The organism is Pseudomonas sp. NPDC088890 (assembly GCF_044900155.1).
GTDB classification, from domain to species: domain Bacteria; phylum Pseudomonadota; class Gammaproteobacteria; order Pseudomonadales; family Pseudomonadaceae; genus Aquipseudomonas; species Aquipseudomonas urmiensis.
In genome coordinates, this window is record NZ_JBJDNG010000006.1 from 56,422 (window position 1) to 79,549 (window position 23,128).

A 23,128-nucleotide genomic window follows, 5' to 3' on the forward strand; every position below is an offset into this window, starting at 1 on the left:
GGCTAGCATGCCTGCAAATATGGCAAAGTGCCAGTGTGTAGTCGGGTTGCCGACGGTCGTGATTGGCTGGGGCTGGTCGGCAAGTCCCTGCAACCTGTGCGAGAATGCCGGCCGCTTCATTGTCAACGCTTCTGGAGATGTACGGTTTTGGTTACCCACTATTCCACCAATGGCCTCGATTCCGCCTGCGGGCGCAGCAGTCAGACCCTGGTCAGCACTGTCGTGGCCGATGACGTATCTTGCAAGTCCTGCCAGCGCACGCTGAGCAAAGCGGATGCCGCTGCCGCTACTGTGCGCAAGAGCCCGTCGTTGGCTGAACTGCGTAAGTCGGCGAAGACGGTTGCCGAGCCTGTCGCTGTTGCTGGCGCCGCTGCTGGCGCACCTGTGGCCAAGCCGGCCGCCGCCAAGCCTGTCAGCAAGCCTGTGGTTCAGCCTGTCAGCAAACCCGCGGCGACGCCTGGCTACAATGCCAAGGCTGCGTGGGCTGCGCGTCTGGCCGAGCAGGCCGGCAATCGCCTGCCGCGTGGCGTGCAAGCACGTCGCGGTTGAGTAACGTCAGGGGCTGCTTTGCAGCCCTTCGCGGGCAAGCCCGCTCCCACAGGCTCCGCGTCGCTCTTGAGGCAAACGCAATCCCTGTGGGAGCGGGCTTGCCCGCGAAGGGCCGCAAAGCGGCCCCAATCCAGACGCGGCTAATCTGGGCAGTCCAAACATCACCTTGCCGATCAGCCTAGCTCCGGTCCGCCATCCGGCCATCTGTATAACGTCACGACTTGGCGTAGAATGGTCGACTTTGTTCAATGACACCCCGTAAACACATCCCCCTGGCATCAGCCAGGTCGTACGTCGATGTCTTTACCTATCTGATAGAGGGCTTGGTTTTGGCTCAATACGTCTACACCATGCATCGGCTGAGCAAGGTCGTGCCGCCGAAGCGGGAAATCCTGAAGAACATTTCCCTGTCGTTCTTCCCTGGCGCCAAGATTGGCGTGCTCGGCCTCAACGGCTCGGGTAAATCGACCTTGCTGAAAATCATGGCCGGCGTCGACAAAGAGTTCGACGGCGAAGCCCGGCCAATGCCGGAGCTCAATGTCGGCTACCTGCCGCAGGAGCCGCAGCTGGACCCTACCAAGACCGTGCGTGAAGTGGTCGAGGAAGCGGTCAGCGTGATCAAGGACGCCCAAGCGCGTCTGGATGAGGTCTACGCCGCCTACGCTGACCCGGATGCCGACTTCGACAAGCTGGCTGCCGAACAGGCCAAGCTCGAGGCGATCCTGCAGGCTGCCGACGGCCATAACCTGGAGCGCCAGCTGGAAGTCGCCGCCGACGCCCTGCGCCTGCCGGCCTGGGACGCCAAGGTCGAGCATCTGTCCGGTGGTGAAAAGCGCCGTGTGGCCCTGTGCCGCCTGCTGCTGTCGGCCCCTGACATGCTCCTGCTCGACGAACCAACCAACCACCTGGACGCCGATTCTGTGGCCTGGCTGGAGCGCTTCCTGCACGACTTCCCGGGCACCGTGGTGGCGATTACCCACGACCGCTACTTCCTCGACAACGTCGCCGGCTGGATCCTCGAACTGGACCGTGGTGCGGGTATCCCATACGAAGGCAACTACTCGGGCTGGCTGGAGGCCAAGTCGGATCGTCTGGCGCAGGAATCCAAGCAGCAGAGCGCCCACGAGAAGGCCATGAAGGAAGAGCTGGAGTGGGTGCGCAAAGGCGCCAAGGCTCGTCAGTCGAAATCCAAGGCCCGTCTGGCTCGCTTCGAAGAAATGCAGTCGCAGGAATTCCAGAAGCGCAGCGAGACCAACGAGATCTACATCCCGGCCGGTCCGCGCCTGGGCGACAAGGTCATCGAGTTCAAGAACGTCACCAAGGGCTACGGCGATCGCGTACTGGTCGAGAACCTCTCGTTCGCCATGCCTAAAGGCGCCATCGTGGGTGTGATCGGTGGTAACGGTGCCGGTAAATCGACCCTGTTCCGCATGCTGATGGGCAAGGAGCAGCCAGATTCGGGCAGCATCGAGATCGGTGAAACCGTGCAGTTGGCCTGTGTCGACCAGAGCCGCGAAGATCTTGACGGCAACAAGACCGTGTTCCAGCAGATCTCCGACGGTTCCGACCAGATCCGCATCGGCAACTACGAGATCCCGGCGCGCACCTACGTTGGCCGCTTCAACTTCAAGGGCGGCGACCAGCAGAAGTTCGTCAAGGACCTCTCCGGTGGTGAGCGTGGCCGTCTGCACCTGGCCCTGACCCTGAAGGAGGGCGGTAACGTCCTGCTGCTCGACGAACCGTCCAACGACCTCGACGTCGAAACCCTGCGTTCGCTGGAGGAAGCCCTGCTGGACTTCCCGGGCGCCGCCATCGTGATTTCTCACGATCGCTGGTTCCTGGACCGTGTGGCTACCCACATCCTGGCATACGAAGACGACTCGAACGTGGTGTTCTTCGAAGGTAACTACACCGAGTACGAAGCCGATCGCAAGAAGCGCCTGGGCGATGCTGCTGCCCAGCCGCATCGGGTACGGCACAAGAAGCTGGCGCAGTAAGCCGGTTTTAGTTGCACAAAAATGGGGCCCTTCGGGGCCCCATTTTTGTGCCTGTTGCAAGCGCTGCGTTGGAGCGGGGGTTGGCCTGCGATTGCGCTTTAAGGACTACGTGGTCGTTAGTTTCGCTGCTATCGCGGGGCAAGCCCGCTCCCACGATGGTGTCTGTGGTTTTGTATACACTTATATAAAACGCACCAAATAATTTCATAAAAACGACATTTCGCCCTGTTCCAGTGCGATTGCTTCTTGGTAAAGTCGGGAAAAAACCAATAAGTCCAATCCTCTCTTGGTGAGATGTCTAGCATGATCGAATCCGTCGACGACTTCCTCGCGCGTCTGCAACAACGCGACCCTGCCCAACCCGAATTCCACCAGGCCGTGGAAGAGGTCCTGCGCAGTCTGTGGCCTTTCCTCGAAGCCAACCCGCATTACCTGCAAGCCGGTATTCTCGAGCGCATCGTCGAGCCGGAGCGCGCCATCCTGTTCCGCGTGTCCTGGGTCGATGACCAGGGCAAGGTCCAGGTCAACCGCGGTTACCGCATCCAGATGAACAGCGCCATCGGCCCGTACAAGGGTGGCCTGCGTTTCCACCGCTCGGTGAACCTCAGCGTGCTGAAGTTCCTGGCCTTCGAGCAGACCTTCAAGAACTCCCTGACCTCGTTGCCCATGGGCGGCGGCAAGGGTGGTTCGGACTTCGATCCGAAGGGCAAGAGCGATGCCGAAGTGATGCGCTTCTGCCAGGCGTTCATGAGCGAACTGTACCGCCACATCGGTGCCGACCTGGACGTACCTGCTGGCGATATCGGCGTGGGTGCGCGCGAAATCGGCTTCATGTTCGGCCAATACAAGCGCCTGGCCAACCAGTTCACCTCGGTGCTGACCGGCAAGGGCATGACCTACGGCGGCAGCCTGATTCGTCCAGAAGCCACCGGTTACGGCTGCGTGTACTTCGCCGAAGAAATGCTCAAGCGCCAAGGCCTGCGCATCGACGGTCGCCGAGTCGCCATCTCCGGTTCGGGTAACGTCGCTCAGTACGCTGCACGCAAGGTCATGGACCTGGGCGGCAAGGTCATCTCGCTGTCCGACTCCGAAGGCACCCTGTTCTGCGAAGCCGGCCTGAGCGATGCGCAGTGGGATGCTTTGATGGAGCTGAAAAACGTCAAGCGCGGGCGCATCAGCGAGCTGGCTGATCAATTCGGCTTGGAGTTCCGCAAGGGCCAGACCCCGTGGACCCTGGCCTGCGACATCGCCCTGCCGTGCGCGACGCAGAACGAACTGAACGCCGAGGACGCCCATACCCTGCTGCGCAATGGCTGCATCTGCGTGGCCGAAGGCGCCAACATGCCGACCACCCTCGACGCTGTGGATATCTTCATCGAGGCGGGCATCCTCTACGCCCCGGGCAAGGCTTCCAACGCCGGTGGAGTGGCCGTCAGTGGCCTGGAAATGTCGCAGAACGCCATGCGCCTGCTGTGGACCGCCGGTGAAGTGGACAGCAAGCTGCACAACATCATGCAGTCGATCCACCATGCATGCGTGCATTACGGCGAAGAGGCCGATGGCAAGGTCAACTACGTCAAGGGCGCGAACATCGCGGGCTTCGTTAAAGTGGCCGATGCGATGCTGGCGCAGGGTGTGGTTTAACACGCGATTGCGGGACGGCCTCCAGGCGCATGCCTGGGGGCTTTGATTACTTGCGCCGATAGGCTCGTGCCGCGCCCTGATCCTTTTCCTGCTGCCACTCCCGATCACGCTCATCCCAGAAGCGTTCGCGATAGTCGCGCAAATCTTCGCTGCTCTGCATTGCCTGGCACTGCCGGAAGCCATCATCCCAGCCGCTTTCATACTGGCGGTTGTGCAGATAGCGGGGCACATCCTTGCGAAAATCTCCGACCATCAACCCGGCAGCCTGACGGCCGCTGCTGCAGCCATCCTGGAAACCATCGGCATAAGCCGGTGGATAGCCTTGGTTGACCATTTGCTCATGGGTCGACTGGCAACCTGCAAGCAGCAACGCTATCGACAAACCGAGCCAGCACCGCGACATATCCACAACCTCCGAGCAATGTGGAAAGTCTAGGGGCTGGTTTGTCGTGATGCTGTCAAAACGCCGTTAATGCAGCATTGTGGCCTACGCCAACCCGTGGCGGACCGGGCTTGCCCCGCGATGGCGCCAACTCAGTAGTGATACCACTTGAGCTCCAGCATCACCTCGTTCTGCGCTGAAGCCAAATGGCTGAACTCGCGCTTGGCACTCAACCGCAGCCCCAGGTCTGGGCTGATTTCCCACTGCTGATTCAGACTCACACTGCGTCGAACCTCACCATTGGTGAAGTAGTCGCCCTTGGCCTCCAGGGTCAGGTTGCCCAGGCCATTGCGCCACAGCAGCCCCCCATTGAAGCCTGCAGCCGGTGAGATGAATTCGGCGAAGTCGTTGTGATGCTCGACCCGCACCGTACCCAGGGCAAAGCCGAGCAAGCCATCGGCCAATTGCCATGTCCCGCCAGCGCCACCGTTGACGTGACTCACCAGCACTTCGTCATCATGTTTGCCCGGCACCCGCTCAAGCCCCCCGGCCACCTGCCAAGACAGTGGCTTGAGCAGCTCGTTACGCGGTGTCAGCGAGCGAATGGTCGCCAGGTCCAGGCGCTGTACCTGCCAGTCGTTGCCTTCGTATTGGCGCAGCTTGAGCTGAAGAATCTCGATCTGCGCACCCAGCGGGAAGCCGTAGGCGTTGTCGTTGAGGTCGTGATAGGCCATGCGCAAGCCGTACTCGGCATAGGCACGGTCGTCACGGCTGCCCACGCCCAGTTGCCAGGTGCGCGACTGGTGGCCGTTCTCTGGCAGTCCAGGGCGCTCGATCTGCAGCGGCGGCGGTGGGTTGCGGTTGATCGCCCGCAGCAGCTCGAAGCTACGTTTGGCCTGGCCTGGATCGCGCTCCTGGCCGTTGGCACGGTAGCGCTCCAGGCGATACGCCGCGTCCTGCACCAGCGCTTGGCGCTGACGGGGCAGGGCGGTGAAGTCGGGGTTTTGCAGGTGTGCGGTGTCGGCACTTAGCGCCAGCACCTGTTGTTTCTCCTGATGATCGAGCGCATCTGCCCGCGCCAGCAATTCGCGCTCACGCGAGGGGCGGTAGCGCACACCGGAGACCAGCCCCGACTGCTTGACTGCCTTGACCGTATCGGTCGGGATCGCCGTGAGCGGGAACTGCGAAGTCAGGTCCAGCCCTGGTCGGGCTACCTGCAACAACTCCAGTAGGCGATAGGAGCAGTTTTCGTCGAAGAAGAAGTAATCGAACTGGATCTGCTTGAGCTCCCAGACATGCTCGACCATGCGCCCGGTTTCTTGTGGGGTCAGGTCCAGCTGGTACTCCCACAGGTCGCGGTTTTCCAGGCTGCGGTATTCGGACAATTTTTCCTGGTAGGGCATCAGCGCGAACAACCCGGGATAGCCGCCCATCAGCCCTTTCCAGGCATACAGGATGCTGTTGTCGCTGCCTTCGATATAGGCGCCGAAGTTGATCGCGTAGCTCAACAGGGTGGTGTCGTCATCGCGGGTCTTGGCCTGGTCGATGCGCAGCAGGGTGTGGCCGAACATCGACGACGGGCTGTTCAAGTAGGCTGCCGGGAATATCAACACCGCGCTATGCGGGTCGACCGACTGGTACCACTGGCGATACTCCTGGCAATCGGGCTGCGGCAGGTCTTTGAGGTCAAGCTGCTCGCGCAGCCAGCGGGTGCGCGCCGGGAACACGCACTGGGCGTGTTTATCGCCAAGGCTGGCCGGCGCATACAACGCCTGCACGGTGGCCGCCAGCTCACGATCGGGGTGGTGGCCGCCATCCTCGGCAAGGAAGAAGTTTTTATCGTCGACATAGCTGCGCCAGCCGCCAAGCTTGCCGGTCTCATAGTGACCAAGGGCGATCCAGTAGGGCGTCGCCGCCAGCTGTTGCAAGCGTGCCGGGTCAACCTGGGGCGCAGCGTGAAGCTCGGCGCTGGCAAGCAGCGTCAAAAGGGCAAGGCGTTTGAGCATGTCGGGCAACTACGTCTGAATGATGCCGATGGTGGAATGCCAAACCCGCCCCGAAACCGGGGCGGGAAGGGCCGGACTCAAGCCTCGGTGGCGTACTTGGCCAGTTGTGGGTCGCTCTTGAGCACGGCAAGGGTGTTGCTGTGCACGGTTTCGGCGGTGACATCGGCGCTGGAGAAGATCTCGCCGAAGTGCTGGTGGGTGACCGCGGCAAAGTGCGCACGGTCTTCAGGCGCTACACCGAGGACCACAGCATAGGTGGTCAAGGCTTCGCCCTGGCCCTGGGCCATGTCTTCGGAAAGCTCGTTCATCATGCCGTTCATGGCGAACCAGGACTTGCCGCCGTAGGTCAGCGAAGCCTTGGTCGAACAGCCGTTGGTGCCGGAAGTCATACCGAACGTGGCGTTGCCGGATGTGCCGTTGGTGGTGGAAGCCAGGAAGTGGGCGGGAGTGCCGCGCTGGCCTTCGAACAGCATGTTGCCCCAGCCGCAATTCGGGCCGCCTGGCGCTTCGGCCATGGCGTTAAGCGAGACGACGGTGAACAGGGTACCCAGAAGAATCCGTTTCATAGCTTTGTTCTCTTTCTCAGTAGACGTACCAATGGTCAGGGGTTCTGGCAACGCCGTTGCCAGGTCGGGAAAGCAAACCGCCAACCCGCGCAAGGTTGGAGTTTAGGCATGATCCAAAGGTTGCGTAGCTTATTGCGAAAAATTGCATCGCTAATCGCCGTATCCTTGCTGCGACATAAAGTCCCAGTGAGCCTTGCAAGGCGCGGGCAGGCAGCGCCAGAATGCCTCCATCGCCCCGCCGAAGTAAGGAAACCCAATGCCCGATCCTGTCGCTGCGCGCCTGCGTCTTGCGCCTGAAGCCCTGACCCGGCGTTTTTCTCCTGAGCAGTTTGCTTTCACTCATACCGACGATCTGGAGCCGTTTCGTGGAGTCCTGGGCCAGGAGCGTGCTGTCGAGGCCCTGCAATTCGGTGTGGCCATGCCGCGCCCTGGTTACAACGTGTATGTGATGGGCGAGCCGGGCACCGGCCGCTTCTCGTTCGTCAAGCGCTACCTCAAGGCTGAGGGCAAGCGCCAGCAGACCCCGGCTGACTGGGTCTACGTCAATAACTTCGAAGACTCGCGCGAACCCCGCGCGCTGGAGTTGCCGTCGGGCACCGCCAGCGAATTCATCAGCGACATGGGCGGTCTGATCGACAACTTGTTGGCGACCTTCCCGGCCGTGTTCGAACACCCGTCCTACCAGCAGAAGAAAGGCGCCATCGACCGCGCCTTCAACCAACGCTATGACCGCGCCCTGGATGTGATCGAACGGGCGTCGCTGGAAAAAGACGTGGCGCTCTATCGCGATGCCAGCAACGTCGCCTTCACCCCGATGAGCGAGGGCAAGGCGCTGGATGAGGCCGAGTTCGCCCAGCTGCCGGAGGAGGTGCGCGAGCGTTTCCACGAGGATATCGCCGAGCTTGAAGAGCGCCTCAACGAGGAGCTCTCCAGCCTGCCGCAGTGGAAACGTGAGTCGAACAATCAGCTGCGCCAGCTCAACGAAGAAACCATCACCCTGGCGCTGCAGCCCCTGTTGGCCCCGCTGTCGGAGAAGTACGCCGAGAACGCGGCCGTCTGCGCCTACCTGCAATCGGTGCAACTGAACCTGCTGCGCACGGTGGTCGAGCAGTTGGTCGATGACAGCAAGACCGACGCCGTGGCGCGCAAGATGCTCGAGGAGCAGTACGCGCCGAGCCTGGTGGTCGGCCATCACATCAGCGGCGGCGCGCCGGTGGTGTTCGAGCCACACCCGACCTACGACAACCTGTTCGGGCGGATCGAATACAGCACCGACCAAGGCGCGCTGTACACCTCCTATCGCCAACTGCGTCCGGGTGCACTGCACCGAGCCAATGGTGGTTTCCTGATCCTTGAAGCCGAGAAGATGCTCGGCGAGCCCTTCGTCTGGGATGGCCTCAAGCGCGCCTTGCAATCGCGCAAGCTGAAAATGGAGTCGCCGCTGGGCGAGCTGGGCCGGGTGGCCACGGTGAGCCTGACGCCGCAGGTGATCCCGCTCAACGTCAAGCTGATCATCATCGGCTCGCGTCAGCTGTACTACGCCTTGCAGGATCACGACCCAGACTTCCAGGAGATGTTCCGGGTGCTGGTCGACTTCGACGAAGACATGCCGATGGTCGACGAGAACCTGGAGCAGTTCGCCCAGTTGTTGCGCACCCGCACCAACGAGGAGGGGATGGCGCCGCTGACCAGCGATGCGGTGGCGCGCCTGGCCACCTACAGCGCACGCTTGGCGGAGAATCAGTCGCGGCTGTCGGCGCGCATCGGTGACCTGTTCCAACTGGTCAGCGAAGCCGACTTCATTCGCCAGCTGGCCAATGACGAGATGACCGACGCCGGGCATATCGAACGCGCCCTCAAGGCCAAGGCCACCCGTACCGGGCGGGTCTCGCAGCGAGTGCTCGACGACATGCTTGCCGGGATCATCCTGATCGACACCGAAGGGGCAGCGATCGGCAAGTGCAACGGCTTGACCGTGCTTGAAGTGGGCGATTCGGCGTTCGGTATGCCGGCGCGGATTTCCGCCACGGTATACCCGGGCGGCAGTGGCATCGTCGACATCGAGCGTGAGGTCAACCTGGGCCAACCGATCCACTCCAAAGGGGTGATGATTCTCACCGGCTACCTGGGCAGTCGCTACGCCCAGGAATTCCCCCTGGCGATTTCGGCGAGCATCGCCCTGGAGCAGTCCTACGGCTATGTCGACGGCGACAGTGCTTCGCTGGGTGAAGCCTGCACGTTGATCTCTGCGCTGTCGCGCACGCCACTCAAGCAGTGCTTCGCCATCACCGGCTCGATCAACCAGTTTGGCGAAGTGCAGGCGGTCGGCGGGGTCAACGAGAAGATCGAGGGCTTCTTCCGCCTGTGCGAGGCGCGTGGCCTGACCGGTGAGCAAGGGGTGATCATTCCCCGCGCCAACGTCGCCACCCTGATGCTCGATGAGCGCGTGCTGCAAGCGGTGGAGTCGGGGCTGTTCAATGTCTATGCGGTGAGCCAGGCCGATGAAGCGCTGAGCCTGTTGGTCGGCGAAGAGGCCGGTACGCCGGATGACAAGGGCGAATTCCCCGAAGGCAGTGTCAACGCGCGGGTGGTCGAGCGGCTCAGCGAGATCGCCGAGATGATCAGCGAAGAAGACATCAAGGACGCAGAAAAGGAGCGTTTGGAGGAGATGGTGGCCCAGGCTAAGCCTGCGTAAGTCAATAAATCGGCGCTGGCGGCCATGTGCTACCGTTCAGCGCCGGTTTTCCATCTTTTTGCGGCTTTCTTCTATGCTGGAACTTAAGGATGGCTACAGCGTTCAGGATGGAAACAGCCTGGTGATCGAAGGCTGAACTGGGCTTTTCAGAGGGGACGCGGCCATGCGCAACCTCAGCCTCACCCGCCAGTGCCTGGGCCTGGTGACCCGCATCGAATGCAGCATCCGTCCGCTTGCCGGCGACAATGGCATGTGGACGTTGCTGTTCGCCGCCGGCATGGCCGGCGAACAACCCTCGGCAATCAAGGCCCAGGGGCCCTTCCATGGGCCATTGGTGGCTGAGTCCGTGCTCAACGCCATCGTCGACAGCCTCACCTTGCATGGATACCAGGTGGCCGAGGATCCGCAGATCTGGTGTCTGCACTTGCAGGCGCAGCTGCGCAAGATCAACGGCGAGCGCTGTCGAAATCTTGGGGATTATCAATTCCACCCAGAAACCTGATACACCGGGTTGGCCTTTTCGCGGGCAAGCCCACTCCCTCAGGCACGGTGCCGCTGTGAAGATGAGCGCTATCCCTGTGGGAGCGGGCTTGCCCGCGAAAAGCCCGACTTGGTTCCCAGGCCTGGCTACTGCGGCAACCCGCCGCAGGCTTTTGCTGTCACAGGTGGCTGGCTATACTCGCCCTCGCTTTCCGCTCACCTGACGAGTCTCTATCCTCCATGGAACGTATCCTCGAAAACGCGATGTACGCCTCGCGTTGGTTGCTTGCCCCTATCTACTTTGGCCTGTCGCTTGGCCTGCTGGCGCTGGCGCTGAAGTTTTTCCAAGAAGTCCTGCACGTCCTGCCTAACGTCTTCGCCCTGAGCGAGGCCGACCTGATCCTGGTGATCCTGTCACTGATCGACATGTCGCTGGTCGGCGGCCTGCTGGTGATGGTGATGATCTCGGGCTACGAGAACTTCGTCTCGCAGCTGGATATCGACGACAGCAAGGAGAAGCTCAACTGGTTGGGCAAGATGGACTCCTCCTCGCTGAAGATGAAGGTTGCCGCCTCGATCGTGGCGATCTCCTCGATCCACCTGCTGCGGGTGTTCATGGATGCCCAGAACATCTCCACCGACAAGCTGATGTGGTACGTGATCATCCACATGACCTTCGTGATCTCGGCGTTCGTCATGGGCTACCTGGACAAGCTGACCAAGCACTGATCGCGCTGCGCGTTGAGGTTGTACAACCGCCCGTCCGTTGTAAAACGGACGGGCGGTTGCGTTTAAACCTTGTGCTTTTGTTTCAGCTGTACAAAAGATGAGCGATCACGCGTGGTTCCCCCAGCGAGGTGCTCCCATGAACCTGCATGAACTGAACGGTGAGGCCAGGGCGGGCCGGGTCGATGAAGTCAACCTGATCGCCATCGAAGGCGGCGACTATCTGCTAGAGGCCCGTGTGCGCGGGCGTGCCCATCCACTGGCCGACAACCGTGGCGAGCGCTTGCGGGTGCGCTCGGTCGAGGATGCGCGGCATTTGCTGCAGGCCATGCCGCTGCTGTCGATGAACCTGATCCATTGGTCGGTGCAGGACGAAATGTGTGGCATGGGCAATCATCCCGAAGAAGACCTCAAGGTGCCGATCTCGCCGCGCTCGGCCTGGTAGCTGATCTGCTGCGCCGCAGTGTGCTAGGCTGCTCGCCCTTTTGATCAAGGGCGCGGCGTCACTGCGCCCTGCAGCGGAGCAAGCTAATGTCCGAACTCAATCTGTCCACCGACGAAACCCGCGTCAGCTACGGCATCGGCCGTCAGCTGGGTGGCCAACTGCGCGACAACCCGCCACCAGGCGTGAGCCTGGAAGCCATCCTGGCTGGCTTGACCGACGCTTTCGCCGGCAAAGAAAGCCGCGTCAGCGAGGCTGACCTGTCGGCTGCCTTCAAGACCATCCGCGACATCATGCAAGCCGAAGCTGCCGCGAAGGCTGAGCTGGCTGCTGCTGCCGGCCTGGAATTCTTGGCTGAAAACGCCAAGCGTGACGGCATCACCACCCTGGCTTCCGGTCTGCAATTCGAAGTGTTGACCGCGGGCGAAGGCGCTAAGCCGACCCGTGAAGACAACGTGCGTACCCACTACCACGGCACCCTGATCGACGGCACCGTGTTCGACAGCTCCTACGAGCGTGGCCAACCGGCTGAATTCCCGGTGGGCGGCGTGATCGCTGGCTGGACCGAAGCCCTGCAGCTGATGAACGCTGGTAGCAAATGGCGCCTGTACGTGCCGAGCGAGTTGGCCTACGGCGCTCAAGGCGTTGGCAGCATCCCGCCGCACAGCGTACTGGTCTTCGACGTCGAGCTGCTCGACGTTCTGTAAGACCTGTTGCGCCCTTTCGCGGGCAAGCCCGCCCCCACAGGATCACCACTGTTCTCAATACCAGTGGGCCCTTGTGGGAGCGGGCTTGCCCGCGAACGAGGGCGCAGCCCTCGCGCTCTGCTATCAGTTCCAGTCTGTCCCCCCAGGGCGCAACGCCCGGGCATAGCAAAACAGAAACAAATTACGCACCAGCTCCTTGAGCACCCCTGGCTCACTCGAATTCAATCCAGTCATATCCAGGTCACCCTGGTCGCGCAATTCATCCAGCGCTTCTTCCTCAAGCACAGCGCACACTTCGCCGGTCTCGCGGTGGAGAATTCTCAGGTAAGGGTGGGGGCGGTCCAGCCAGGCGTCGATCAGATAAGTCATGGCTATTCTCCTTGGAGAGCAATTTCCAATGAGAATAATTCTTATTATCAGAATAGCAAGGGTCTATTGGCGTTTTTTCGCCAATGGTCACTCGATCCTGTTGCAGGATCTGTTGGGGCCACCGGCTGGCAGCCCCGAAGAAGAGCCGATCAGACCTTGCGCACGAACTCGGATTTGAGCTTCATCGCGCCGATGCCGTCGATCTTGCAATCGATGTCATGATCGCCGTCGCACAGACGGATGTTCTTGACCTTGGTGCCGACCTTGACCACCAGCGACGAGCCTTTGACCTTGAGGTCCTTGATTACGGTGACGGTGTCGCCATCTTGCAGGACATTGCCCACCGAATCCTTCTTCACCACGTCATCGCTGGCCGCTTCGGCTTCGCCGTTGGCCGACCACTCGTGGGCGCATTCAGGGCAGATCAGCTGAGCGCCATCCTCGTAGGTGTATTCGGAGTTGCATTTGGGGCAGGGTGGCAAAGTGCTCACTACGGTTCCTCGGACAGACGGGTAAAAACCCACATTATATAAGGTTTTGTCTGGCAAATGTGCGTTGAGCGTGCAAATGCAATCGCGGGGCAAGCCCGCTCCCACGTAGCGAAGGGCATACATGGCAGCGGGCTTGCCCCGCGATGGGGGTTACGCGATATCAGTGGGTACGAGCGACCGCAAACTCACTCAGCTCGACCAGTGCATCGCGGTATTCGCTGGCTGGCAGCACTTCCAGGCAGGCAATGGCACGAGCGACATAGTCGCGGGCCATCTGCGCGGTGTAGTCGAGGGCGCCAGAGGCTTCCACGGCTGCGCGGATCTGCTCCAGATCATCCAGGCCGCCTTTTTGGATCGCCTGGCGCACCAGGGCAGCCTGCTCGGCAGTGCCTTCGCGCATGGTGTAGATCAGCGGCAGGGTCGGCTTGCCCTCGGCCAGATCGTCGCCGACGTTCTTGCCCAGGGTTTGCGAGTCGCCCTTGTAGTCGAGCAGGTCGTCGACCAGCTGGAAGGCCACGCCCAGGTGATCGCCAAAGGTGCGCAGGGCCTCGCGCTGTTCGTTGCTGGCTTGGGCCAGTGCCGCGGCACTGTGAGTCGACGCTTCGAACAGCATCGCGGTCTTGCCGCGGATGACCTCCATGTACACCTCTTCGGTGGTGCTGGCGTCACGTACCCGCGACAGCTGCAGCACTTCACCCTCGGCGATGACCCGGGTGGCCTTGGAGAGGATCTGCATGACCGGCATCGAGCCCAGCTCGACCATCATTTCGAACGAGCGCGAATAGAGGAAGTCACCGACCAGCACGCTCGGCGCGTTGCCCCACAGGGCATTGGCGGTGGAGCGACCACGGCGCATGCCAGACATGTCGACCACGTCGTCATGCAGCAGGGTGGCGGTGTGCAGGAACTCGATGGTCGCGGCGAGCAGGCGCAGGTCGTCGCCTTCGCGGCCCAATGCCTTGCCGCACAGCAGCACCAGCAGGGGGCGCAGGCGCTTGCCACCGGCGGAAGTGATATAGTCGCCGATCTTCGATACCAGCGGCACGCGCGAGGTCAGCTGCTTCTTGATGATCTCGTCGACGGCGCTGAAATCGTCAGCTACCGCGCGGTAGAAGGTTTGGGGTTGCATCGGCTGCTCCATTGGGGTTGCGCGGCATGCTAGGTCGCGGGTCCCGGTGTGTCAAGGCACGGTGCCTGGCGGCCGGGGGCGGGACTTGCAAGGCAATCTTGGGTTGCGTACAATCGCGCACCCTAACTTTCCTGGGCAGCACCTGCCTTACGCAATTGCGCCGGGCCGTTCCAGCCTTGTGCAGCCATGCCAGCCAATACTCATCATATAAAGAGCTGGGTGAGCAGGATTATCGGAGAAATACCATGTCTTACGCAGTAATCGTTACCGGCGGCAAGCAGTACAAAGTCGCTGAAGGTGAATTCCTCAAGATCGAGAAACTGGAAGTCGCTACTGGCGAATCCGTGACTTTCGATCGCGTCCTGCTGGTCGCCAACGGCGACGACGTTACCATCGGCGCTCCAGTCGTTGCTGGTGCCAAGGTCGTTGCTGAAGTCGTTTCGCAAGGCCGTCACGACAAGGTTCGTATCATCAAGTTCCGTCGTCGTAAGCACCACATGAAGCGTATGGGCCACCGCCAGTGGTTCACCGAGATCAAAATCACCGGCATCCAGGCTTAATTTCCTAGATCCCCTGAATTTATTTGGAGAATTGAACCATGGCTCACAAGAAGGCTGGTGGTAGTACTCGTAACGGTCGCGACTCAGAATCGAAACGCCTTGGCGTGAAGATGTATGGCGGCCAGGTCATCAAGGCCGGCAACATCATCGTCCGCCAGCGCGGCACCCAGTTCCACGCCGGCTACGGCGTTGGCATGGGCAAAGATCACACCCTGTTCGCTAAGATCGAAGGCGTGATCAAGTTCGAGAAGAAAGGCGAGTTCAACCGCCGTTACGTGAGCGTCGTCGCGGGCTAATCGCGCTGTCGCTGGAGAAGCCCCGTCATGCGACGGGGCTTTTTCGTTTGTGGTGAGCCTCTTGCAAAGCTGTTTGCCTGGGCTGCCGGCGTTGGTCTCTGCGTATCGGGGTCGCCGCGCTCATTTTTGCAAGAGCCTCATGTTTTTGAGTCATTTCAGCTCGTCACCTGACGAGAGGCGGTTTTTATGAAGTTTGTTGACGAAGTATCGATCCGGGTCAAAGCCGGTGATGGCGGTAACGGTTGCATGAGCTTCCGCCGCGAGAAGTTCATCGAGAACGGTGGCCCCAACGGTGGCGATGGTGGCGACGGTGGCTCGGTGTTCATGGTCGCCGACGAAAACCTCAATACCTTGGTCGACTACCGCTACACCCGTCACCACGAAGCCCAGCGCGGCGCCAACGGCGGCAGCACCGACTGCACCGGCAAGAAAGGTGAAGACCTGATCCTGCGCGTACCGGTCGGCACCACGGTGATCGACGCTTCGACCCAAGAAGTGATCGGCGACCTGATCGCTCCTGGCCAGAAGCTGATGGTCGCCCAAGGCGGCTGGCACGGCCTGGGCAACACCCGTTTCAAGTCCAGCACCAACCGGGCACCGCGCCAGACCACCCCAGGCAAGCCAGGTGATCAGCGTGACCTGAAGCTGGAAATGAAGGTGCTGGCCGACGTCGGCCTGCTCGGTCTGCCCAACGCCGGCAAGAGCACCTTCATCCGCGCAGTTTCGGCCGCCAAGCCGAAAGTCGCCGACTACCCGTTCACCACCCTGGTGCCGAACCTGGGTGTGGTCAGTGTCGACCGCTGGAAGAGCTTCGTCATCGCCGACATCCCGGGCCTGATCGAAGGTGCCTCCGACGGTGCTGGCCTGGGTATCCGCTTCCTCAAGCACCTGGCCCGTACCCGCGTGCTGCTGCACCTGGTCGACCTGGCGCCGCTGGATGAAACCAGCCCGGCCGATGCCGCTGAAGTGATCGTCAACGAGCTGACCAGCTTCAGCCCGTCGCTGGCCCAGCGCGAGCGCTGGCTGGTGTTGAACAAGTCGGACATGATCATGGACGACGAGCGCGACGAGCGCGTCAAGGAAGTGGTCGATCGCCTGCAGTGGGAAGGTCCGGTCTACGTGATCTCGGCCATCTCCAAGCAGGGCACCGAGCAGCTCAGCCGCGACCTGATGCGCTATCTCGAAGACCGCGCCGATCGCCTGGCCAACGACCCGGCCTACGCCCAAGAGCTGGCCGAGCTCGATCAGCGTATCGAAGACGAAGCCCGTGCTCAGTTGCAGGCCCTGGACGATGCCCGCACCCTGCGCCGCACTGGCGTCAAGAGCGTGCATGACATCGGCGACGATGACGACTGGGATGATGATTTCGAGGACGACGAAGACGGTCCGGAAATCATTTACGTGCGCGACTGACCGGTTGCAGTACACTAAACGCCGCTCAAATGAGCGGCGTTTTGGTATCTACAGATTCGACATAGGTTGGAAGAAGATGCGAAGCAAGGTGACGGGCGCGAAGCGCTGGGTCGTGAAGATCGGCAGCGCCCTGCTGACCGCGGATGGCAAGGGCCTGGACCGCGGCGCCATGGGTGTTTGGGTCGAGCAGATGGTGGCCTTGCGCGAAGCAGGCGTGGAACTGGTGCTGGTCTCCTCTGGGGCCGTGGCGGCAGGCATGAGCCAGCTCGGTTGGAGCAAGCGACCGAGCGCGATGAACGAGCTGCAGGCCGCTGCTTCGCTGGGCCAGATGCGCCTGGTGCAGGCTTGGGAGTCGAGCTTCGGCGAGCACGGCAAGCACACCGCGCAGATTCTTCTGACCCACGACGACCTTTCCGACCGCAAGCGTTACCTCAATGCCCGCAGCACCCTGCGCACCCTGGTTGACCTGGGTGTGGTGCCGGTGATCAACGAGAACGACACCGTGGTCACCGACGAGATCCGCTTCGGCGACAACGACACCCTGGCCGCCTTGGTGGCCAACCTGGTGGAAGCCGACTTGCTGGTGATTCTCACCGACCGCGACGGCATGTTCGACGCCGACCCACGCAACAACCCCGATGCCCAGTTGATCTTCGAGGCCCGCGCCGATGATCCGGCACTGGATGCCGTGGCTGGCAGCACGGGTGGTGCACTGGGCCGTGGCGGCATGCAGACCAAGCTGCGCGCTGCGCGCCTGGCGGCGCGTTCCGGCGCCCACACCATCATCGTTGGTGGGCGTATCGAGCGCGTGCTCGATCGGCTCAAGGCCGGCGAGCGCCTGGGCACCTTGCTGTCACCTGAGCGCGGCATGCTCGCGGCGCGCAAGCAGTGGCTGGCTGGCCACTTGCAGACCCGTGGCACCCTGGTGCTCGACGCCGGTGCCGTACAGGCCCTGCGCGGGGCCAACAAGAGCCTGTTGCCGGTCGGTGTGAAAACCGTCCAGGGCAGCTTCCGGCGTGGCGAGATGGTGGTCTGCGTCGGCCCTGATGGCCAGGAGGTCGCGCGCGGCCTCGCCAACTACAGTGCCCTTGAAGCGCAGAAGATCATCGGCCAGCCGTCCGATGCCATCGAAGCCCTGCTCGGGTATAGCGCAGAGCCTGAGCTGGTGCACCGCGATAACCTGGTTCTGGTCTGAGGAAATGACAGTGTTGAAAAGGCTGATTGCCGTGGCGGCGCTGGCGCTGCCGATGGTCGCGAGTGCCGAGGAAGTTGGCCAGGTGTCCACCGTGTTCAAGTTCGTTGGGCCTAATGACCGGATTGTCGTCGAGGCGTTCGACGATCCCAAGGTCGAGGGCGTGACCTGCTACCTGTCGCGGGCCAAGACCGGGGGTTTGAAAGGTGGTTTAGGCTTGGCCGAGGATCGCGCCGAGGCGTCGATTGCTTGCCGTCAGGTTGGGCCGATCAACTTCAAGGGCGAACTCAAGGATGGCGAGGAAGTGTTCAAGGAACGCACCTCGCTGGTGTTCAAGACCATGCAGGTGGTGCGTTTCCTCGACAAGAAGCGCAATACCTTGGTCTATCTGGTGTACAGCGACCGCCTGATCGAAGGCAGCCCGCAAAATGCGGTGACGGCGATTCCGATCGTGCCGTGGGCGCAGTAAGACTGCGTTGAAATGATCGCGGGGCAAGCCCGCTCCCACGATGCCATCCCGCCATGCTGGGTGGGCTTCGTGGGAGCGGGCTTGCCCCGCGAGGGTTCTACGCCCTGATCAGGCCAATTCTTCGGCCTGATCTTCGCGAACGATGGCCTTCACTTCATCGATGCGGCTGATGTACTTCCAGTCCGACTCGTCGATGTAGATACCATTGGGCCCGCTACCCCCTTCCAGATCGATTGCCACCCGCGCCGACACCTGCGGCTTGACGCTCGCCAGAATCGGCACGAAGCCCAGTTGCTGGCTGGTTTCCAGCAGCGCCGCCTGGTTGCGTTCGTCGATGTCTGCCGCCTCGTCGAGGTAGTAGGGCAGGCGAATACGTCCGGCCAGGTCACGGTCCATCAGGTGCAGCAACAAGTACATGTTGGTCAGCGCCTTGATGGTCATGGTGGTGCCGTTGGAGGCGGCGCCGTCGATGTCGGCGTGGATCACCGGCTGGCTGTTGATCTTGGTGATCTCGAACGCCAGTTCGAACAGGTCCTTGAGGCCCAACTGGTTGTGGTTGGCCGCCACCAGTCGCGCCAGGTACTCCTTGGCTTCTTCGTTCTTGTGATCCTGGTCGGCGCTCTGGGTCAGGTCGAACACCGACAGGGTTTCGCCTTCTTCGTACTGGCCGGCGCTGTGGATGATCTGGTCGATGTGCTTGAGCGCTTCCTTGTTCGGCGCCAGCACCACGCGGAAGCTCTCCAGGTTGGACACCTGGCGCTTGTTGATCTCGCGGTTGAACAGGGCCAGCTGGTGCTCGAGGCTGTCGTAGTCGCTGCGGATGTTGCGCAAGGTCCGGGCGATGTCGGTGACCGCGGCGCGGCGGGCCTTGGCCAGGGTCAGGGCTTCTTCGGTGCGGTGCGAATAGGCGTTGATCAGCAGCTGCAGGCGACGCTCCATATCGTCTTCGCTGTCGAACTTGGCCACGCCCTTGAGGCGTACCTGGGCGTACAGCGCCTCGATCTGGTTGTCGACCCGTTGCAGGCCCTGCCAGCTGTCCTGGTAGTCGTTGAGCAGCGGCAGCAGGTTGTCCATCGAGTCGTCCACCGGCTCCATGAACGGCGTGCCGAACGGAAGGTCGGCCGGCAGCAACTGACGACGACGCAGGGCGTCTTCGAGGGTGCGTTGCTTGGCTTCGAGGTCGGCGATTTGCCGGCCCACCAGTTGCAGCTTGGCCGAGAGCTGCTGAACGCGCTCGGTGAAGGCGTCGCTGGAGCGCTTGAGCTCGTCCTGGGCCGCTTCCAGCTGGCTCAGTTGCTCCAGCTTCTCCGGCTCTTCAGCGCTCAGGGTTTCAGTGCGGCGGAAGTCTTCCAGGGCTTTCTGCGCATCCAGTACCTGCTGGTACAGGGCTTCGGTCTGGGCCTTGCTCGCCGAACGGTCGGCGGCTACTGCTTGCTGAGTCCTGAGCTGCTTGAGCTCGCGATCCAGGCGGTCTTTCTGGTCGCGCAGGGCAGCGCGGTCGGCCAGTGCTTGCAACGCTGGCGGATCGATGTGCGACAGGTCGATGGACAGGCCAGGTGCTTCGAAACGCTCGCCCTTGAAGCTATCGAGCACGGCTTCGAGGGATTTCACCCACAGGTCGCTGTCATCCAGTTCGATGCCGCGCTCGCCCAGCGGCAGGCTGAACAGGGCGCCGTTGAACAGGCGCATCAGGCGGTCGACGTCCTGTTGCGAGAACTCTTCGCGCAGGCGGGCGTAGCTGTTGTTGTCGGCGTGGTCGAGCTGCTGCTTGACCGCTTTGACGCGCTTTTCCAGATCGCGCACGCGCTCGTCGAGGTCTTCGGCAGAGAACTGCCGCGACTGGGCCAGGGCGCCGGCCAGCTCATCGTGGGCGTCCTTGGCAGCGAGCAACTGCTGCTCCAGGACCTTGACGTCGGTGACCAGGGCAAAGCGATGCTTGAGCACCGACAGTTCACCCAGCCAGCGCTGGATGCCGGTGATCTCACGCTCCAGGCGCATCAGCTCCTGGGTGCCGCCGCGCTGGTCGTTTTGCAGGCGATCTTGCTCGGCGCGGTAGTGCTCGGACTGGATCACCAGCTCTTCCTTGCGCGCCATGGCGTAGTCCTGCCAGGTGCCCAGCAGGTTGTCGAGCAGCGGCGACAGGCGATGCAGCTTGCCGCGCAGGATATCGCGCTGGGCCACGCCGCCGGCCAGGGCCTCGACCAGTGGCCCGGCAGCGACCAGGGCGTTGTAGTCGCCTTCCATGCGGCGTACGTCGCGGAAGGCTTCTTCGCAGGCGGCGATGTAGTCGACGCTACCCGAGCGCAGGCTGTGCTCGAAGGCATCGAGGAACAGCTGCTTGAGCTTGGCGGCGGTGATCTCGCGCATGTGCAGCAGGTTGATGAACAGGGCGCGGAAGGTTTTCAGGCTCTGTTCGCTGGTCGAGCGTAGCGGGATCAGGGTCAGGTCCAACGGCACCGAGGTGTGGCCGCCCACCAGCAGTCGACGCAGTTCGTCCGGCTTGAGCTCGTAGGCCTTCAGGCCGTTGCGCTCAAGGTTGGTGAACAGCTCTTTCTGGCGCAGGCAGGTGTCGTCTTTCTGGTAGTGGGCCAGGTCCAGCTCGCCCTGGTAGGCGAAGAACTGGTGACCGAAACCGCCGCCTGGGCCGCGGCCGACCACGCCGATCACGTGCGGGCCGTGCGGCAGGTTCAGTTCGCAGAGGATGTAGCTGGTGTCGCTGGCAAAGTAGAAGCGCCGCGACTGCTCCAGGCTGTACTTGCCGAAGCTCATGTCGGACATGCGCGCCAGGATCGGGAACTGCAAGGCGTTGATCGAGGCGGACTTGCCCAGGTTGTTGGCGCCGTAAACCGACAGCGGGTGTTCCAGAGGGAACAGGCCCAGGCTGTAGCCGGCGGTGTTGAGCAATGCGAAGCGGCGGATGCCGTAGCGTTCCTGGCTCATGCGTCAATCTCCTGTTGCTCTTCGCGGATGGCCCGGGCCAGGGCGTCTTCTTCGCTTTCCTCGCCGTCGAACGGGCTGAGGTCGAGCGGGTCGTCGGTGCGCGCCAGCTCCTCGGGGCTCTCTTCTTCGACCAGTACCGGCGTCGGCAGGGGCAGGTCGCTGTGCAGGGTGGCGGCCAGGTCGCGGTCCTGCTGGACCGACAGGCACACATCGAGGAAGCGGTGCATCGGCGGCAGGAAGCGGTAGATACCACCTTCTTCATGGGCGAAGCCCAGCTGGGTCATGCGCCGCAGGATCTTTTCTTCCAGCTCGTCGACGGTCTGCACTTCGGCCTGGATGAACAGGTCGCGGTATTTCTCCAGCAGCGACGGCAGTTCATCGCGGCCAATGCTGCCGCCATCGAGCACGGCAATTGGGTCGCGGCCCTGGTCGGCCAGGTGCTCGACCAGGATGAAGGTGAACAGCGAGAGGCGCTGGGCGGTCTTGTTGACCTGCGCGGCAGCCAGCTCCGGAACGAAATAGTAGAAGCCGCGGGTATCGCACACCAGCTCGAAGCCCAGGGCCTTGAACAGGGTGCGGTACTGGTCCTGGAAGTTCGACAGCTGGGCGTACAGCTCCGGGTCGCGGCGGCTGACATGGAAGCCCTTGAACAGCTCGCGGAAGATCGGCGCGAGCTGGGACAGTTCGGAAAGATCAAGATGCATTGGCTGGGCTCGCGTTGGATTCAGGCGATGGTGCGGTCAGGGCGAACGAGCGCAGACTCACCCGATGTTCACGGGTGGTGTAGTCACGCCGCTCGAGGCGTTCGCGGCTGAAGCGCTTTTCTCGCGACAGGCGCGAGAACCAGTACAGCAGTTCGTCGGTGGCGCCTTCGGGCTCCTGCTCCAGCAGCCAGACCATCAGGTCGGGCAGGGGCAGGGCGTCCTGGCAGCGTTCGAGCATTTCCTTGACCGTGCGCGGCGCGCGCGGTGCCGGGCCCTTGTTGGTCTTGTGCGCCTTGGGGAAGCGCGCAGGCTTGGGCTCGAAGCGGGCCAGGGCGTAGACGTAGGCCTCGACCTGGCTGGCGCTGCCGAGGAAGGTGCTCTGCGGACGGGTGAACATCGGCATCGCCGCCTGTGGCACGGCGTCGATGCCTTTGCGGCGGATCACCGACAGGGCCAGGGCGGCGCCACGGGTCACGGCGTTATGCCGGCGCGCTTCTTCGCGCAGCGGCAGCAGCAGCTCGCGGGCGTGACGCAGGGTCAGCTGGGCGCTGGTCTGCATCTCGAGGATGCGCGCATGGGTGCGCAGCAACATGTCGTCGTCGACCAGGTGACCGAGTCGCGCCTGTTCGCCGAGCAGGCGCAGCAGCACGGTCTCGACCTTGCGCACGCCTTGCTCGAAGGCGCCGTCGGCGTTGACCAGCTGGATCATCGGCTCGACGTACTCATCCCAGGTCGCCAGGACCTCGGCATAGCGCTGACGCAGGGGGATCTGGCGGTTGCTGGTCTTGGCCCGTTCGGCCACGGCGACCAGCGCCTGCTCGTCGTTGTCGAGCTTTTTGAGGACGTCACGCACACGCATGTCGAGCAGGCGCAGCTGGCGCGCCAAATCGTCGCTGTCGCGGTTGTCGAAGGCGTCCTGGATATGTCCGGCCAGGCGCTCCAGGTGGCGCAGGTAGGCTTCGATCTCCAGGCACAGGCCCAGGCGGTGCTCGCGGCGCAGGTAGGCGAGGAAGTCGTGGATCTGGGCGTTGAGCTCGAAACGGTTCGGGCTTTTCGCCACCGGCACCAGGATATCCAGGCGGATCCACACATCCAGTAGCTGGGTGATGTCCTGCGGGGTGCTTTCCACCTGCTGGCGGCCCAGTTGCTGGCGCAGCTCGATCAGGCTCAGGGTGCCCTGGTCGAAACGCTCGCACAGCGGCTCGATCAATGCCCAGTGTTCGGCTAGGGCGCGCAGGACGCGCTTGGGTTCGATCATTGGCGGGTCGACTCGTTGCCAAGTTAAAAGCGGCGATTGTACTGCATCCGGGGGGGAGGATTTCACCCCTTGGTCTGTAATGAGGATTTGCAGGGCCTGCAGCGCCTTCATCG

Annotated in this window: 22 protein-coding genes; 13 read left to right on the top strand and 9 right to left on the bottom strand. The window is 62.4% G+C overall.

The annotated features are described in order from the left end of the window. The first annotated feature begins 147 nt into the window (after nt 1–147). The 3 genes from ACI2JX_RS14380 (at nt 148) to gdhA (ending at nt 4,190) form a co-directional block, all read left to right on the top strand. Nucleotides 148–549 carry a hypothetical protein gene (locus tag ACI2JX_RS14380; RefSeq protein ID WP_404690337.1) on the top strand — a complete coding sequence of 134 codons (402 nt, stop codon included), beginning with the start codon at nt 148–150 and terminating at the stop codon, nt 547–549. Nucleotides 550–878: 329 nt separating this feature from the next. Further along, entirely contained in the window at nt 879–2,546 is a 1,668-nt protein-coding gene (gene ettA, locus ACI2JX_RS14385) for an energy-dependent translational throttle protein EttA (protein ID WP_186554239.1), read from the top strand. A gap of 303 nt (nt 2,547–2,849) precedes the next feature. Then, nucleotides 2,850–4,190, top strand: coding sequence for an NADP-specific glutamate dehydrogenase (gene gdhA / locus ACI2JX_RS14390; RefSeq protein WP_186554238.1), 1,341 nt, complete (start codon nt 2,850–2,852; stop codon nt 4,188–4,190). A 46-nt stretch (nt 4,191–4,236) separates the two neighbouring features. On the opposite strand, the gene ACI2JX_RS14395 is transcribed toward gdhA, so the two are convergent. From ACI2JX_RS14395 to ACI2JX_RS14405, 3 genes are all read right to left on the bottom strand, one after another. Beyond that, complete coding sequence (locus ACI2JX_RS14395) at nt 4,237–4,593, bottom strand: hypothetical protein (protein WP_404690338.1); 357 nt, start codon at nt 4,591–4,593, stop codon at nt 4,237–4,239. A gap of 131 nt (nt 4,594–4,724) precedes the next feature. Continuing rightward, complete coding sequence (locus ACI2JX_RS14400) at nt 4,725–6,578, bottom strand: DUF4105 domain-containing protein (protein ID WP_264234694.1); 1,854 nt, start codon at nt 6,576–6,578, stop codon at nt 4,725–4,727. A gap of 77 nt (nt 6,579–6,655) precedes the next feature. After that, entirely contained in the window at nt 6,656–7,144 is a 489-nt protein-coding gene (locus ACI2JX_RS14405) for a DUF3015 domain-containing protein (protein ID WP_186554236.1), read from the bottom strand. A gap of 256 nt (nt 7,145–7,400) precedes the next feature. Here ACI2JX_RS14405 and ACI2JX_RS14410 point away from each other — a divergent pair, with 256 nt between their 5' ends. From ACI2JX_RS14410 to ACI2JX_RS14430, 5 genes are all read left to right on the top strand, one after another. Then, nucleotides 7,401–9,839: a Lon protease family protein gene (locus tag ACI2JX_RS14410; RefSeq protein ID WP_368972158.1), complete on the top strand. Its 2,439-nt coding sequence runs from the start codon at nt 7,401–7,403 to the stop codon at nt 9,837–9,839. Between the two features lie 163 nt (nt 9,840–10,002). Further along, complete coding sequence (locus ACI2JX_RS14415) at nt 10,003–10,341, top strand: hypothetical protein (protein WP_084297418.1); 339 nt, start codon at nt 10,003–10,005, stop codon at nt 10,339–10,341. Nucleotides 10,342–10,559: 218 nt separating this feature from the next. Beyond that, nucleotides 10,560–11,048 carry a TIGR00645 family protein gene (locus tag ACI2JX_RS14420; protein ID WP_186554234.1) on the top strand — a complete coding sequence of 163 codons (489 nt, stop codon included), beginning with the start codon at nt 10,560–10,562 and terminating at the stop codon, nt 11,046–11,048. A gap of 136 nt (nt 11,049–11,184) precedes the next feature. After that, on the top strand, nt 11,185–11,490 hold the full coding sequence (locus ACI2JX_RS14425) for a DUF6482 family protein (protein WP_186554233.1): 306 nt from the start codon (nt 11,185–11,187) through the stop codon (nt 11,488–11,490). Nucleotides 11,491–11,576: 86 nt separating this feature from the next. Next, a complete protein-coding gene (locus ACI2JX_RS14430) occupies nt 11,577–12,194 on the top strand; it encodes an FKBP-type peptidyl-prolyl cis-trans isomerase (protein WP_186554232.1) in 618 nt (205 codons plus the stop codon). 123 nt (nt 12,195–12,317) lie between these two features. Here the strand turns inward: ACI2JX_RS14430 and ACI2JX_RS14435 are convergent, their stop codons facing one another. The 3 genes from ACI2JX_RS14435 to ACI2JX_RS14445 form a co-directional block, all read right to left on the bottom strand. Further along, nucleotides 12,318–12,563: a hypothetical protein gene (locus ACI2JX_RS14435; RefSeq protein WP_186554231.1), complete on the bottom strand. Its 246-nt coding sequence runs from the start codon at nt 12,561–12,563 to the stop codon at nt 12,318–12,320. A gap of 149 nt (nt 12,564–12,712) precedes the next feature. Further along, complete coding sequence (locus tag ACI2JX_RS14440) at nt 12,713–13,054, bottom strand: zinc ribbon domain-containing protein YjdM (RefSeq protein ID WP_264234696.1); 342 nt, start codon at nt 13,052–13,054, stop codon at nt 12,713–12,715. Between the two features lie 160 nt (nt 13,055–13,214). After that, entirely contained in the window at nt 13,215–14,183 is a 969-nt protein-coding gene (locus tag ACI2JX_RS14445) for a polyprenyl synthetase family protein (RefSeq protein WP_264234697.1), read from the bottom strand. Between the two features lie 245 nt (nt 14,184–14,428). Between ACI2JX_RS14445 and rplU the strand changes: the two genes are divergently transcribed. The 5 genes from rplU to ACI2JX_RS14470 all read left to right on the top strand — a co-directional run bounded on the left by rplU (nt 14,429) and on the right by ACI2JX_RS14470 (nt 18,113). After that, nucleotides 14,429–14,743, top strand: a complete 315-nt coding sequence (gene rplU / locus ACI2JX_RS14450; protein ID WP_011532169.1) for a 50S ribosomal protein L21 — start codon at nt 14,429–14,431, stop codon at nt 14,741–14,743. Between the two features lie 38 nt (nt 14,744–14,781). Further along, nucleotides 14,782–15,039, top strand: coding sequence for a 50S ribosomal protein L27 (gene rpmA, locus ACI2JX_RS14455; RefSeq protein ID WP_101316402.1), 258 nt, complete (start codon nt 14,782–14,784; stop codon nt 15,037–15,039). 186 nt (nt 15,040–15,225) lie between these two features. Then, a complete protein-coding gene (gene cgtA / locus ACI2JX_RS14460; RefSeq protein ID WP_264234698.1) occupies nt 15,226–16,452 on the top strand; it encodes an Obg family GTPase CgtA in 1,227 nt (408 codons plus the stop codon). Nucleotides 16,453–16,528: 76 nt separating this feature from the next. Continuing rightward, complete coding sequence (proB, locus tag ACI2JX_RS14465) at nt 16,529–17,647, top strand: glutamate 5-kinase (protein ID WP_186554227.1); 1,119 nt, start codon at nt 16,529–16,531, stop codon at nt 17,645–17,647. 4 nt (nt 17,648–17,651) lie between these two features. Beyond that, on the top strand, nt 17,652–18,113 hold the full coding sequence (locus ACI2JX_RS14470; RefSeq protein WP_186554226.1) for a CreA family protein: 462 nt from the start codon (nt 17,652–17,654) through the stop codon (nt 18,111–18,113). Nucleotides 18,114–18,221: 108 nt separating this feature from the next. Here the strand turns inward: ACI2JX_RS14470 and mksF are convergent, their stop codons facing one another. Genes mksF through mksB form a run of 3 tightly spaced genes read right to left on the bottom strand, consistent with a single transcriptional unit; the run spans nt 18,222 to nt 23,015 of the window. Then, complete coding sequence (gene mksF, locus ACI2JX_RS14475; RefSeq protein ID WP_186554225.1) at nt 18,222–21,053, bottom strand: Mks condensin complex protein MksF; 2,832 nt, start codon at nt 21,051–21,053, stop codon at nt 18,222–18,224. Beyond that, complete coding sequence (gene mksE, locus ACI2JX_RS14480; RefSeq protein ID WP_186554224.1) at nt 21,050–21,757, bottom strand: Mks condensin complex protein MksE; 708 nt, start codon at nt 21,755–21,757, stop codon at nt 21,050–21,052. The genes mksF and mksE overlap by 4 nt, the downstream gene beginning before the upstream one ends. Beyond that, a complete protein-coding gene (gene mksB / locus ACI2JX_RS14485; RefSeq protein ID WP_264234700.1) occupies nt 21,747–23,015 on the bottom strand; it encodes an Mks condensin complex protein MksB in 1,269 nt (422 codons plus the stop codon). The genes mksE and mksB overlap by 11 nt, the downstream gene beginning before the upstream one ends. Nucleotides 23,016–23,128: the final 113 nt, after the last annotated feature.